This window comes from Vibrio pomeroyi (assembly GCF_024347595.1).
Taxonomy (GTDB): domain Bacteria; phylum Pseudomonadota; class Gammaproteobacteria; order Enterobacterales; family Vibrionaceae; genus Vibrio; species Vibrio pomeroyi.
Genome location: NZ_AP025507.1, coordinates 270563 through 283014, shown reverse-complemented (window position 1 = coordinate 283014; position 12452 = coordinate 270563). Strand labels below are relative to the sequence as shown.

The window sequence follows — 12452 nt, the reverse complement described above, 5'->3', positions numbered from 1 at the left end:
GCATGAGAACTTCAACAAAAGTGACTAATTCAGACCGCTATATTTCAGACAGCAATATGACTCGTCTTCGTAAGGTGATGTCTGTGATTTCTATCGTGCTGTTCATGAGCTCTGTAATGCTGGTGGCAGTAAAAGGTTTTAACTGGGGCTTGGACTTTACTGGCGGTGTGGTTGCCGAAGTTCAGCTTTCTGACCAAGTAACCAAAGACGATTTAAAAACAAAACTGGATGCCGCTTTCCAACAAGACGTGCAAGTTGTTGGTATGGCAGAGCAAGACCGCTGGACACTGCGTTACAGCCAATTGACGGATGCACCACAGCCTAATCTAGTGGATGTTTTGTCATCGGTGAGCGACCAAGTGCAAGTGCTTAACAGCAGTGTGGTTGGCCCTCAAGTCGGTCAAGACATGGTTGACCAAGGTGGCTTGGCGGTATTGGTGTGTTTCCTAATGATCATGCTGTACCTGAGTGTACGATTTGAATGGCGCTTAGCATTGGGTGCACTTGCTGCGATCATCTATGACGTGACGCTTATTTTGGGCTTGTTCGCCTTTACTCAGTTCGAGTTCAACCTAACGGTATTAGCGGCGGTGTTAGCGATTTTGGGTTACTCACTCAATGACTCAATCATCATCGCCGACCGTGTGCGTGAGATGCTGCGTGGCAACCCTAACGGTGACACTGATAACTTGCTTAACGAATCGGTGAAAGCGACTTTCTCGCGCACCATGGTGACGTCAGGCACTACGCTAATCACTGTATCGGCGCTTTGGTTGCTTGGTGGCGCGGCACTGCAAGGATTCGCAATTGCATTGGTTGTCGGCATTGTTAGCGGTACGTGGTCTTCCGTTTCAGTTGGTATCACTCTGCCTAAGTTGCTTGGCCTACAGCCTTGCCACTACCAAGTAAAAGCACCTGTAGAAGTTGAGGGTGAGTATCCTTAAGGTGTTTATTCGTTAATAGTACAAGTTAACAAGTAACCTCAGTAAAGCCCTTCGTTTGTAATAAGACGAAGGGCTTTATTTTTTATAAGAGTCAGACAGTTAGTCAAAAGAGAGGCTATTTCAAAAAACGATAGATTGAGCAGGAAAGCCCTCAGGATATGAAGTATGTTTATATGACGTCAGTAGAAATGAGGCAAGGGAATGAAATATCGACATCAATGTCATGTAGGCGACCACGGTGATGCATTGAAGCACCCCGTATTGAGTGCTCTGGTTCAGTCATTAATGCAGCAGCATTCACGCCTCAATGTTATCGACACACACTCAGGGACAGGCTGTTACGACCTAACAACCGCACCAAGTAATCACGCGGGCGAGTTTGCCGAAGGGGTTGGGTACTTATGGCGAAACAAAGCTTATCTTCCAGAATCATTCACGTCTTTTATGTCGGTGCTGGAATACTACAACCCTAATCAGCTTATCACGCTGTATCCCGGCTCTGCGGCCATTACCTATCAACAAGGTCGAAGCCAAGACAGCTTCTATTTTTCCGATATTCAGCAAGACGAAGCCGACTTACTTCAAACCAATATTGAGAAGTTGCAACGCGATCTGGATGTCTCAAGCAAGCTCACCATTACCGCGGGCGACGGGCTTAAAGCGCTGCCTGATGATGTAGCTAAACATGATAACCATCACCTGATTGTTATTGACCCACCCTATGAAACCGATGCTGAATATCTCGCAGTGATTGACGCCTTGGTGAAGGCTTATCAACAATCTGAGAAAGTCTCTGCGCTGATTTGGTATCCGCTCTACACCGATGACAAAAGCTCACTGATTTTGAACCACTGCGTGACAGCGGTGAAAGATGGCTTACTACCAAGCCCAATTAAATCGGAGTTGCGACTGCGCGATCCAAAGGGCGATGACCGACTCATCGGTAGTGGTTTGTTGCTATTTAATCCGCCACAAGGCATCGCCGGAAAGGTAGCTGACACGCTCGATTACTTACATAGTCAGCTCGCAACCAATGGTGAGGGTTATTGGCAAATGAGAAGTCTATAAATCTGATTTATATGGGATTTATGATGAATTTCTAGACGCTGTTCACTAAACCACTGTTATTTATGTGGTTTAAATTGACCAAACGCTAACTTTTATCGATTGATTAATTGCAGTGAATCATTTAAAAATAGAATATCAATGCGCACAAGTGCATAATGGCTCATAAGTTAAATAATTAGTCTCAGATTAATACCAGATTGTGGTTTACCCCCTAAACTGCATTAGGCTCGCACTAGTCATGCGAGCCTTTCTTTTGCCTGAAGGAAAACTTAAGGCATTGTTAGCACTTCAAAAGCCACTACAAAGCTGGATAATCGATGTAGCCTTTTTCGTTGCCGCCGAATAGGGTGGCATCATCAAGTACTGATAGTTTGCTGCCGTTTTGTAGACGTGATACGAGATCGGGGTTGGCTACAAATGGGCGGCCAAATGCAACGAGATCCGCGTAGCCTTTGCTTAACACTTCTTCGGCGCGATCTGGTGTGTAGCTGCCAGCGACGATGATGGTATTGGAAAACAACTCTCTCAGTTCGACTCGGAAGCTTTCGGGAATAACGGGTGCGTCATCCCAATCGGCTTCTGACAGGTGCAGATAAGCGATCTCACGAGCTTGCAGCGCCTTTGAAGCTTCTAAAATCGTTGGCACGATATCTGGGCAGTTCATGTCTTTGAAGGTGATGAATGGAGCTAAACGTACGCCCACTTTGTCCGCGCCAATTGCATTAATGACGGCATCAACTACTTCAATTAGAAAGCGAAGTCGGTTCTCGCGGTTGCCACCGTAGTTGTCGGTTCGCTTGTTTGAGTTCGTTCTTAGGAATTGATCAATGAGGTAGCCATTTCCTCCGTGGATCTCGACCCCATTGAACCCTGCCTCGATGGCTTTCTTCGCTGAATTCGCAAAATCTTGAACCACACGATCGATGTCTGCTTGGGTCATCTCTCTTGGTTGGATGCAATCGACCATGTTGCCGTTACCATTCTCATCGGAAATCCATACTTGAGTTTCTATTGGAGCCAAAGCTGACGGTGCAATCGGCAGTTCGCCCTTTTGAAAGGTAGGGTGAGACACGCGGCCGACATGCCAGAGCTGACAGAATATTGCGGCACCTTGTTCTTTTACGGCTGTGGTTACAGGTTTCCAACCCTCGATTTGCGCATCGGTATAAACGCCGGGTGTGAATGAGTAGCCTTGAGAGTCATCTGAGATCTGTGTGGCTTCGGTGATGATTAAACCTGCACTGGCGCGCTGCTGGTAGTAGGTCGCCATCATATCGTTTGGCACGTTTCCAGGTTGGCTAGTGCGAGCGCGTGTCATGGGTGCCATAACAACACGGTTTTGCAGTTCTAGGCCTTTGAGTTCTGATGTTTCGAATAATTTGTTCATGGTATCTACCTTGTTTTAATTCTGTGTTCTTGAATTCAGTGCTTTTAGTTTTTTGTTCGGGCTATAAGTCGCGTTATTTGCTTTCTGCTGGGCTGAAAATAGAGTTGCTTTGAGGTTTGTCGGCTCGATTGGCTTTAGCGATAAGCAGTAAGCCGATGACAGGGACAACAACGGCTGCGAACGGAATTATTCCTGCGCCTAGTTGGCTGTCGAGTACCATGCCACCAAGGAATCCACCGAAGGCATTCGCTAGGTTAAAGGCTGAAATGTTCGCAGTAGCAGCAAGTTCTTGTCCTTCGCCACCGTGGTTCATCACTCGAAGTTGCATGGCAGGAACGTTCGCAAATGATGCAATACCAAAGACAAATGCCGCTGCAACGAATAGGATTTTGTTGTCTACCACTAGGCCAACCACAATCAATGAAGCGATCATCGCGACTGCCCAAAACATGGAAGCTTTGCCTAGATCTTTATCTGAAGAGCGACCGCCCAAGGTGTTACCTATGATTAAGCCGACACCCACAATCACTAAGATCCAAGTGACCGATTCTTGGCCGTAACCCGTGATGTGCATGGCGATAGGTGCTAGGTATCCGTAGAGCGTCATGAAGCCAGACCAAGCAAAAGCGGTGATCGCCAAGCTGATAAGCAGCATTGGATTTTTGAACGCCATAAGCTGAGTTTTGATGTCTTTCGCTTCGCTATGACCCGTTGATTTGATTGACGTTAAGATTGAAATCATCGCAACTGTGCCAAGTGCCGCCACAGTAAAGAAGGTGGTGTGCCAACCGAATTGCAAGCTCACCCACGTACCTGCGGGAACGCCAAGAACGTTGGCCAGCGTTAAGCCTGCGAACATTTGACCAACGGCGCGACCTGCCATTTTTTCCGATACTAAGTTGGTAGCGACAACGGCACCGATGCCATAGAAAGGACCTTGCACTAAGCCTGCGATAACACGGCTCGCGAGGAGTAGAGGATAGCTTGGTGCGAGTGCAGACAAGACATTGCCAATAATGAACAGCGCCATTAATCCAATCAGCACCATCTTCTTGTTAAAGCGTGCAAGGTAGATGGTTAAGATTGGCCCGCCGATAACGATAGCTAGCGCATATGCACTGATTAGGTAGCCCGCTTGGCCTTCTGTGATCGAAAGGGAGGTGGCAATTTGTGGAAGGATGCCTGCGATAACAAACTCAGCGGTGCCAATCGCAAACGCCGCGAGTGTCAGTATCCAAACTTGGAATGGGATCTGTTCTTGTTTCATGATGAGTTACCTATGTAAATTCTTGTTTGTTAGGACGTTTAGATACACGTCCTAACGATTGTTCTTTGTGTCTTTGCGAGATGTTTTAGCCGAGCAGTGCACCGCCATCGATGTCGATGATTGAGCCAGTCACGTATGGGTTATTAATCGCGAGCAGGTAACCCATCGCGATTTCTGAAGCTTCGCCAACCTTGCCTGCGGGTAAATTGTTTTTTGCGTTGTCGTACATGGCTGAGCGAGCTGTGTCGTCCATGTTTTTGTAGGCTGTTGTCATGGTTAAACCTGGGCTTACGGCGTTCACTCGAATTGGTGCGAGTTCTTTCGCAAGCACCTTAGTTACGCTCTCAAGTGCGGCGTTGATTGCTGTTTTTACATAAGTGCCAGCGACGACTTTGCGTGACAACATGCCTGTGGTGAGTGTGATAGAACCGTTGGGTTTCATGTAACGCGCAGCATGCTTAGCTACGTTTAGGCTGCCCCAAAACTTGGTATCAAATGCCGTTTTTGCATCTTCAAGAGCAACGTCTGTCACTTTTCCCGCTGGAGCGGATGAGCCCGCTGTCACCACTAAATGATCGAAGGGACCAATGGATTCGAAGTATTCGCAAATCGACTTTTCATTGCTGATATCAACACCTGTGTGTCGACTGGCAATGTGTACTGTGCTGTTGTCGTTTCTCAATTGCATTGCTAGTGCTTTGCCGATGCCTGATGTGCCACCAATGATGACGAAAGTGCGCTTTTCTTGGTTCGCTAGTGTGTTGTTCATGGTCTGAATTCCTGCGTGTTCTGCTGATGGTTGTCATTATATTTGTTCGACTAAATTTGATAATTGGGTAAAATATAAATTCATTATTCGGTTTAAATGAACAATAAAGCGAGAGCACGAATAGCATGGATAAGTTTTCAGACATGGCGATGTTCGTCAGTATCGTGAAGCACCAAGGGTTGGCTGCCGCTGGGCGTGAACTGGGTTTATCACCCGCAACCATGACAGCAAGGCTGCAGGCACTTGAAGAGCATTATGGCGTGAAGTTGCTGAATCGAAGCACGCGACATGTGTCTTTAACTGACTCAGGCGAGCTGTATCACAAGGCGTGTTTGGAGATATTGGATAATGTCAGCGAAGCTGAAAACCTGATTCAAAATGGCGTCAAAGAGGTCAAAGGCCCATTAAAGATTGCGGCACCAAAAGACATCGGCAAGCAGTACATCCTGCCAATCTTGTCGGAGTTTTGTCAGCAGTATCCTGATGTGATTCCTTATCTGTATTTGAACGACAACCTGTCGAACATTGCGGAATCTGGCATGGATATCGTGATCCGCTATGGCGAATTGGTCGACAGCAGTTTGATATCCAGGCGCTTATCTCCGAGCCGACGTGTACTGTGTGCCTCGCCTGAATATCTTGCTGAGCATGGAACGCCGTTGACGCCACAAGATTTGGTCGAACACGACTGTTTAGCGATGCTGCGTAGTAATGAAGAGCTCAAGACTTGGCACTTCCAAGATCATGATATGAAGAAGTCGATTACTGTTGTGCCAAAGCGATTCTCAGATGATGGCGAAGTGATTCGCTACTGGGCATTAAAAGGCGAGGGTATCGCCCTTAAATCGGTGCTGGATGTACAAGACGACATCAATAACCAGCGCCTGGTGACTCTGCTTAATGGCTACATGAAGAACTTTAACATCTCGACCTCTGTATCAAGCGCAGACTTGAATGTGGTGTACATCAGCAAGAAATATCAGCCGAAGCGTATTCGACTCTTTTTAGATTATCTTCTTGATAATTTCAGTGGTTTAGTTGAGAGATCAGACAAAGAATAGACGCTCATCTACGTATGACGGATCTCTCGAACTCGGCGTCAGCTTACGGACAGAGATCATTGAACTGGTTATGATACCTGCAACATAAGGACGTGATTGGAGAGAGAAATGAAAGTCGTCGGTAACACGGTTATCCAACCTTTTCACAAAGCCACCTGCCACTGCGGCGCGGTTGAATTAGAGCTCAGCCTGCCTAACGGAATAGAGAAGCCGCGTCGATGTGATTGCTCTATCTGTCGTCGTAGAGGCGCGATTGTTGGCTCTGTGGCGCTTGATGGCGTCAAGATCATCAAAGGTGCAGAGCATCTCAAGCTTTATCAATTCAACACCAATACCGCTAAGCATTACTTTTGCTCAAACTGCGGTATTTATACCCATCATCAACGCCGTTCTAGCCCGAATGAATATGGTTTTAATATCGGTTGTTTGGAAGGGGTAAACCCTTTTGATATTGGAGATGTGGTAACCAACGATGGTGTTAATCATCCTGCCGATCGTTAATTTATTGAGCATTAAAAAGGGAAAGGATTATGTCTGAATATGGAGCGATCATTCGCTGGCAAAAAGCGCAAGATGAAGCCTTCAGCGACAATCAATACAGCCGCGGCCACACATGGGAGTTCGATGGTGGTGTTACTGTACCTGCTTCATCCTCTCCACATGTTGTGCCACTACCGCTGTCGGTTGAAGCGAATGTTGATCCCGAAGAAGCGTTTATTGCAGCACTTTCTAGCTGTCATATGCTGACCTTTTTGGGCATCGCGGCTAAACAGAAGTACGTAATTGAATCTTACGTGGATGATGCGATAGGTGTGCTTGAGGAAGATGAGTCAGGCCGTTCGTCCGTTACTACCGTGACTCTACGCCCTAAGATTGTGTTTATTGGTAGCAAGGTTCCAACCCGTGCTCAACTCGACAAGCTGCATCACTTAGCGCACAAGAATTGCTTTATCGCGAATTCGGTTAAGACTGAGATAAAGGTTGAGATGCGAGATTAATTTTTATTTTCAGATTATTTTCTAAAAGCTTCGTCTTTTTGATTTTGCCATCGTCTTAAGGGCATTAATGCAATCCCAATGATTGTAAAAAAGACTGAAAGAATTATTTGAGGACACCTTCATGACAGCGTTTAAGAGTACGTCGAGCTACGGTGAAAATGCGTTTATCAAAAGCAAACCGCAGATGCTACAGAACATTTATAACACCACGGATGTATTCCCATACTGGGTTGCCGATATGGATTTTCAGGTAGCAGAACCGATCACTCAAGAGCTGAATCGTTTGGTTGAGCGCGGTGTGTACTCTTACGAATTTAATGAGCAAGGGGTGTTTGAAGCGCTGTCGCAATGGTATTCAAAGCGTCATGGTTTAAACCTTTCTGCGGACAAGTTTGTGCAAGTGCCGGGTGTGCTTTCTGGTATCGCGTTGCTATTGCGTCAGTTCACCAACGAGGGTGATGGGGTGCTTATCCATACGCCAGCGTATCACCAGTTTTCTAACTTAGTGAACAAGGCTAATCGTCAAGTCGTGAATAGCCCACTTATCAACGATGAGCAAGGTTACCACATTGATTTCGATGGTATGGAACAGCAGATCATCGACCAAAAAGTAAAAACGATGATTTTCTGTAATCCACATAACCCAACAGGTCGCGTGTGGACACAGCAAGAAGTGACACAGGTTATCGAGATTGCTAAGCGTCATGATGTGTTGATCATCAGTGATGAAATCCATTCAGACATTATCTTTGAAGGTCACGCTTTTACGAGCTTGACCAGCTTTGATTACGACAAAGTCATCACCTTGATTGGCTCTCCGGCGAAAACCTTCGGTATGCACAGCATCTCAAATGGCTATGTGTACACCAATAACAATCAGCTATTTGAAGCGTTCAAAGCCAACGTAGCGGCGATGTATCTTGATCATGGCAATGCCTTGACCACGTTTGCGACCATTGCAGCCTTTGAAAAGGGTGAAGAGTGGCTAGACGGCATGTTGGTGTATCTTCAAGACACGGTTAAATGGATCTCTGAGTTTGCTGAGCAGCGTATTCCTCAATTGAAAGTGTTCCAACCGCAAGGTACTTACCAAGTATGGTTTGATTTTTCTGAGTTAGGTTTCTCGGAAGAAGAACTAAAGAATGTGGTGTTTGAGCAAGCTAAAATGGGGTTAACGCCGGGCGGCTGGTTTGGCGCTGAGAGTTATCATTTTATGCGAATGAACATCGCCACTTCGCGTGACAATATTGAGCAATCATTTACTGCGTTGGCTGATGCGATTGATGGCTTTGAGCGAGGCTCTGTGGTGAACTCAAACTGCTGCGACAAAGGCAATTCAAAAAGCTGCTGCTGAGTTCAATCTTAAACGGCAAGCTTTGAAATCCGATTAGAATAAAATAACCGCGAGTCTGCATGGCGCATGACTGGCGGTTTTTTTGTGTCTGTGTAATTCTACTCATGGTTTTATTGAGTTGTGATTGAAGTGCTGAGTTGCAAGTACATAGCGCTTCAATGATTGATAGAGGTTGGTTGGCAGAGAGTTATGTTTAGCGTCCCACTGAATAGTTTTGTACATCGTGTGAGTGATAAAAGCCAAGTGATGGCGAATGCGACTGAGTGTGGATGCCAGTTGAAGCGAGTGCGTCGTTCACGTAATTGGTTATTGGTGGCTCAAGAGCAGCAACTCATTGAATTTAAAACTCTGCTCACCAATGAAAAAGACGGTTGGATCGCCATTGCGATAGACAAAGCGCTGCCTAAACCTATGGTGTGTTTGGCTTCGCTGTTAGCGGCGACACCCTCGATGACGGTCGCTCAGTTGGTGATGGAATCTGGATGTTCAATGGCAGAAGCAAGGCGTGCGATTGATGAGCATGAAGGGTTGTAACCGTGAGTCTTAAGTAAGCCGATCGTGTTGTGAAAAGAGAATTGAGAGCAGCAAAAAGCCCGTAACGATATTGCGTTTTTCAGCGGAATATCGTTACGGGCTTTATCATCTGTGCTGCCGTTAAGCTAAGCCATGTGGCTTATGAAGCGTTACTCGATTAAGAGTTCGCTACTTTTACACGAATCGTGTTTTTGCCAAGCTTAGTCATGTTCAGCTTGTTTAGTGCCGCTTTAGCTTCTTCGTGCTCTGGCATTTCAACAAAAGCAAAGCCTTTTGAGTCGCCAGTTTCTTGGTCTAACACTAGGCTGCACTCTTTTACTGAGCCAAACTCAGAAAACAGCACACGGATGTCTTGCTCAGAAGTAGAGCGCGATAGGTTACGAACTAGAAGTTTCATAATAAACCTTGAATATGAATTTACGCCGAGCATTGTCGCACACTTTCATGCTCACCCTCACAAATAATTGTCTCGTGACTCTATTTCCTTGTCGCTCTGTCTAAGCACTAGCCGCGGCCTATCGTGATGTCTGATACGAAGCCATGCTCAGTACTGGTTAACGCCTGTTGCAGCATGTGAGCGGCTTCTTGAGCGGTCATAAAGCTAGAGGTATCCATTGCTTTGCCACTCGTTCCCCAAAACTCGGTCGCCATTCCGCCGGGATAGACAGCAACGATTTTCATCGGGTGACCTTTCAGCTCCAATCTTACTGATTCGATAAAGCCTTTCACGGCCCACTTAGCGGCACAATAAGTAGACTCTTCTGCTTTAGCGCCTTGGGCTGCCGTCGACATGACCACAGCAATAGTCACGGGCTGATTTTTGTAACGCTGAACCAGTTCTCGAATCAAAAAGATCGACGATTCGATGTTGTTTTTCAACATGTCACTGATGGCTGCAGGGTCCTGTTGTTCTATCTTACCGAAGTAGCCACTGCCAGCACTGTGAATCACGAGCTTAGGCATTTCTGGCAACGCATCAAGCATCTCGCTCACGGAGTGAGGGTCACAGAGGTCACACGCGTGGCTAATGGTATTCGCCGGTAGGTTTTTGGCTACCTCAGCTAAACGTTGTGCATTGCGACCCGTAATGGCGATGCGTTGAGCGTCTGTTGCAGTGTTAGCGTATTGTGTCGCGAGCGCTGCGCCTAAACCGCTGCTTGATCCGGTAATTAAAATCATACTGTCTTAGATTTGTAGAATTGAATCGAGATAGTAAGGGGCTGAGACGAGTTTTTCTGAGATCTAGGGCTAAAGTTGGCGGATGGCTTGATTGATTCACTGCTCGGTAAAGCTGAGATTAGAGATTAGAGACGAGTGAGATGAAAGGGAAAATTAATGCGCATTGAGAGAGTTAAGTGCGTCAGAAAGTAAAAGCGCCAGCATAGAGCCAGCGCTTTTGAGCAATCAGAAGTGATTATTCGTCGTCGAACTGCTTAACAGTGAACGCGTCTTCGATTCGGTTAAGCTCTTCTTGTTCTTTAACTCGCTTCTCTTCTTGGAGAGTCGCTTTCATCTCGTTAAGGCGCTTTTTCTCTGACTTAGTCAGGAATTTCACTGCTTTTTTGTTGGTCAGTGCGTAAGCAACTACGTCTTCACCTTTTTCTCTGCGGTCGTTTACGCGTTGTGAGAAACGTTCATTGTCGCGAGCTTTACGCTCCGCTGAGGTCAACTTGCTCATGCTTTAAAGCCTTTTCAATTAATCATGGTAGGGAATCTACGCTAAGCGAAACAAACAGGAACTACTGAGTATGAGTCTAGCCCATTTGTATGCTGGTGGCGCATCTTAGCACAGAGGCTTGATCTTTCAGGTATGCAATTCGCGGGAACAAACAAAACAGCCCACAACATGTCGTCGTGGGCTGTAATTAAAGGCTAACCAAATCATGTGAAGCTAAGGCCCAATCATCAGATTTTCTCGATGTACAAGATAACCTCTCCGACCTTAAAACCGAATTTAGACATCTCGGTTTTATTGAACAATCGTTTCTCATCCATTAAGAACATCCAATCATCTAAGACGACTTCATAAGTGCTGCCGTCGACTTCTATTTCTAAGTCGTATTTCCAATACAGAGCCGAACCTTGGGTCTCGCCGTAAGCGGTACCTACTACATCATTGGCAGTACCGGAATAGGTGTTTTCGCCGGTTTTTATCAGGTTCCAAACTCGGGTCGAACGCTCACCATCGGCGAAAGAGAACCACTCTTTTATCTCTCCGTTGTCACCGTCCCATGTGGCGATAAGCTTGGCGTCGAAGCGGCGCAGTAAATTGCCAGAACGGTCGAGCACGATGCCGTAGGCCATTAACTCGCCATTGAAGAAAGTTTCAAGTTTGAGCTCGGGAGTGGTGTCTACGTGGTTATCTAAACTTGCAGAGCCACAACCCGCTAGCCAAGTGAGAGAAAGCAGTGCTAGAGCGTATTTTATTATTTTTGTTTTTGGACTCATTTATTTAGACCTAATAGTTGTTTGCGAAGACCGGGTTCGGATGTGTTTTCAGATAACCAGATAGCTAAGAAGGCCTCGCCGAACTGTTTGTCTTGGATTACCCCGATAGGTTGCTCATCAAAGTAAAAGCGGCTTACATTGTCTTCAGCGACACGAATGGTGAGCGTGCTTCCTACTTCTACGTTTGGCCACATCGCGTACAAAGGCTTCAACCAACGCTGAATGCTGTTATTTGAGTAGCCAAGTTTGTTCCATTGGTCTTCGGTAGCATCGACTAAGTCTTTGCTGTCGATAGCGCGGTAATATTCAAGCTTGAGTGCCCGTTCAGAGTTGGTTGGTGTGGTGTAGAACTCAGCAGAGTAGAGCGTCCAAAACAAATAGCTCATTTCGCCTTGGCCGCGTTTGTTTAAGTCATCGACCGCAGAGGCTTTCGCGCTTGCTGTGAATATCAGCGCGGCAAAGATTAAAGATAGAGTGATGAAGCCGAAGAGTTTGCTCTTTGTCTGTGAATGAGCGGTCTGCGTATGAGTAGTTTGAGTATATAAGTTTAATAGTGCACCAACGCGACTAGTGCCGCTCTCTGATTTGAACGCTTGTGCAGGGTTGCGTGAATAAGCCATAA

At 46.3% G+C, this 12452-nt stretch carries 15 protein-coding genes; 7 read left to right on the top strand and 8 right to left on the bottom strand.

Annotated features, from left to right (window positions below):
• The first annotated feature begins 2 nt into the window (after positions 1–2).
• Positions 3–944 carry a protein translocase subunit SecF gene (gene secF / locus OCV12_RS17465; RefSeq protein ID WP_048660573.1) on the top strand — a complete coding sequence of 314 codons (942 nt, stop codon included), beginning with the start codon at positions 3–5 and terminating at the stop codon, positions 942–944.
• Between the two features lie 201 nt (positions 945–1145).
• Complete coding sequence (rlmJ, locus tag OCV12_RS17460) at positions 1146–2012, top strand: 23S rRNA (adenine(2030)-N(6))-methyltransferase RlmJ (RefSeq protein ID WP_261886697.1); 867 nt, start codon at positions 1146–1148, stop codon at positions 2010–2012.
• A 298-nt stretch (positions 2013–2310) separates the two neighbouring features.
• On the opposite strand, the gene OCV12_RS17455 is transcribed toward rlmJ, so the two are convergent.
• From OCV12_RS17455 to OCV12_RS17445, 3 genes are all read right to left on the bottom strand, one after another.
• Positions 2311–3399 carry an alkene reductase gene (locus OCV12_RS17455; RefSeq protein ID WP_261886696.1) on the bottom strand — a complete coding sequence of 363 codons (1089 nt, stop codon included), beginning with the start codon at positions 3397–3399 and terminating at the stop codon, positions 2311–2313.
• A 73-nt stretch (positions 3400–3472) separates the two neighbouring features.
• Entirely contained in the window at positions 3473–4666 is a 1194-nt protein-coding gene (locus OCV12_RS17450) for an MFS transporter (protein ID WP_261886695.1), read from the bottom strand.
• An 85-nt stretch (positions 4667–4751) separates the two neighbouring features.
• Positions 4752–5435 carry an SDR family oxidoreductase gene (locus OCV12_RS17445; protein WP_261886694.1) on the bottom strand — a complete coding sequence of 228 codons (684 nt, stop codon included), beginning with the start codon at positions 5433–5435 and terminating at the stop codon, positions 4752–4754.
• Between the two features lie 125 nt (positions 5436–5560).
• On the opposite strand from OCV12_RS17445, the gene OCV12_RS17440 reads away from it, so the two are divergent.
• The 5 genes from OCV12_RS17440 (at position 5561) to OCV12_RS17420 (ending at position 9382) form a co-directional block, all read left to right on the top strand.
• Positions 5561–6496 (top strand): LysR family transcriptional regulator, encoded by a 936-nt coding sequence (locus tag OCV12_RS17440; RefSeq protein WP_261886693.1) that lies wholly within the window; start codon positions 5561–5563, stop codon positions 6494–6496.
• A 108-nt stretch (positions 6497–6604) separates the two neighbouring features.
• On the top strand, positions 6605–6997 hold the full coding sequence (locus OCV12_RS17435) for a GFA family protein (RefSeq protein WP_261886692.1): 393 nt from the start codon (positions 6605–6607) through the stop codon (positions 6995–6997).
• A 29-nt stretch (positions 6998–7026) separates the two neighbouring features.
• Positions 7027–7494: an OsmC family protein gene (locus OCV12_RS17430; RefSeq protein ID WP_261886691.1), complete on the top strand. Its 468-nt coding sequence runs from the start codon at positions 7027–7029 to the stop codon at positions 7492–7494.
• A 121-nt stretch (positions 7495–7615) separates the two neighbouring features.
• On the top strand, positions 7616–8848 hold the full coding sequence (locus OCV12_RS17425) for a MalY/PatB family protein (protein WP_261886690.1): 1233 nt from the start codon (positions 7616–7618) through the stop codon (positions 8846–8848).
• Between the two features lie 189 nt (positions 8849–9037).
• Positions 9038–9382 carry a ribosome recycling factor family protein gene (locus OCV12_RS17420; RefSeq protein WP_261886689.1) on the top strand — a complete coding sequence of 115 codons (345 nt, stop codon included), beginning with the start codon at positions 9038–9040 and terminating at the stop codon, positions 9380–9382.
• A gap of 157 nt (positions 9383–9539) precedes the next feature.
• Here the strand turns inward: OCV12_RS17420 and OCV12_RS17415 are convergent, their stop codons facing one another.
• From OCV12_RS17415 to OCV12_RS17395, 5 genes are all read right to left on the bottom strand, one after another.
• Positions 9540–9779, bottom strand: a complete 240-nt coding sequence (locus tag OCV12_RS17415) for an RNA recognition motif domain-containing protein (protein ID WP_017057644.1) — start codon at positions 9777–9779, stop codon at positions 9540–9542.
• Between the two features lie 107 nt (positions 9780–9886).
• Positions 9887–10561, bottom strand: a complete 675-nt coding sequence (locus OCV12_RS17410) for an SDR family NAD(P)-dependent oxidoreductase (RefSeq protein ID WP_261886688.1) — start codon at positions 10559–10561, stop codon at positions 9887–9889.
• Positions 10562–10796: 235 nt separating this feature from the next.
• The gene (locus OCV12_RS17405; RefSeq protein ID WP_048660586.1) at positions 10797–11060 is read right to left on the bottom strand and encodes a hypothetical protein; all 264 of its coding nucleotides are present in this window, start codon (positions 11058–11060) and stop codon (positions 10797–10799) included.
• Positions 11061–11287: 227 nt separating this feature from the next.
• Positions 11288–11830: a DUF3833 domain-containing protein gene (locus OCV12_RS17400; protein WP_261886687.1), complete on the bottom strand. Its 543-nt coding sequence runs from the start codon at positions 11828–11830 to the stop codon at positions 11288–11290.
• A complete protein-coding gene (locus OCV12_RS17395; RefSeq protein WP_261886686.1) occupies positions 11827–12450 on the bottom strand; it encodes a chalcone isomerase family protein in 624 nt (207 codons plus the stop codon). The genes OCV12_RS17400 and OCV12_RS17395 overlap by 4 nt, the downstream gene beginning before the upstream one ends.
• Positions 12451–12452 lie beyond the last annotated feature (2 nt).

Excerpts from the sequence above, each read along its gene's own strand:
- secF (WP_048660573.1), top strand. The coding sequence starts at position 3 with ATGAGAACTTCAACAAAAGTGACTAATTCAGACCGCTATATTTCAGAC.
- rlmJ (WP_261886697.1), top strand. The coding sequence starts at position 1,146 with ATGAAATATCGACATCAATGTCATGTAGGCGACCACGGTGATGCATTG.
- OCV12_RS17455 (WP_261886696.1), bottom strand. The coding sequence starts at position 3,399 with ATGAACAAATTATTCGAAACATCAGAACTCAAAGGCCTAGAACTGCAA.
- OCV12_RS17450 (WP_261886695.1), bottom strand. The coding sequence starts at position 4,666 with ATGAAACAAGAACAGATCCCATTCCAAGTTTGGATACTGACACTCGCG.
- OCV12_RS17445 (WP_261886694.1), bottom strand. The coding sequence starts at position 5,435 with ATGAACAACACACTAGCGAACCAAGAAAAGCGCACTTTCGTCATCATT.
- OCV12_RS17440 (WP_261886693.1), top strand. The coding sequence starts at position 5,561 with ATGGATAAGTTTTCAGACATGGCGATGTTCGTCAGTATCGTGAAGCAC.
- OCV12_RS17435 (WP_261886692.1), top strand. The coding sequence starts at position 6,605 with ATGAAAGTCGTCGGTAACACGGTTATCCAACCTTTTCACAAAGCCACC.
- OCV12_RS17430 (WP_261886691.1), top strand. The coding sequence starts at position 7,027 with ATGTCTGAATATGGAGCGATCATTCGCTGGCAAAAAGCGCAAGATGAA.
- OCV12_RS17425 (WP_261886690.1), top strand. The coding sequence starts at position 7,616 with ATGACAGCGTTTAAGAGTACGTCGAGCTACGGTGAAAATGCGTTTATC.
- OCV12_RS17420 (WP_261886689.1), top strand. The coding sequence starts at position 9,038 with ATGTTTAGCGTCCCACTGAATAGTTTTGTACATCGTGTGAGTGATAAA.
- OCV12_RS17415 (WP_017057644.1), bottom strand. The coding sequence starts at position 9,779 with ATGAAACTTCTAGTTCGTAACCTATCGCGCTCTACTTCTGAGCAAGAC.
- OCV12_RS17410 (WP_261886688.1), bottom strand. The coding sequence starts at position 10,561 with ATGATTTTAATTACCGGATCAAGCAGCGGTTTAGGCGCAGCGCTCGCG.
- OCV12_RS17405 (WP_048660586.1), bottom strand. The coding sequence starts at position 11,060 with ATGAGCAAGTTGACCTCAGCGGAGCGTAAAGCTCGCGACAATGAACGT.
- OCV12_RS17400 (WP_261886687.1), bottom strand. The coding sequence starts at position 11,830 with ATGAGTCCAAAAACAAAAATAATAAAATACGCTCTAGCACTGCTTTCT.
- OCV12_RS17395 (WP_261886686.1), bottom strand. The coding sequence starts at position 12,450 with ATGGCTTATTCACGCAACCCTGCACAAGCGTTCAAATCAGAGAGCGGC.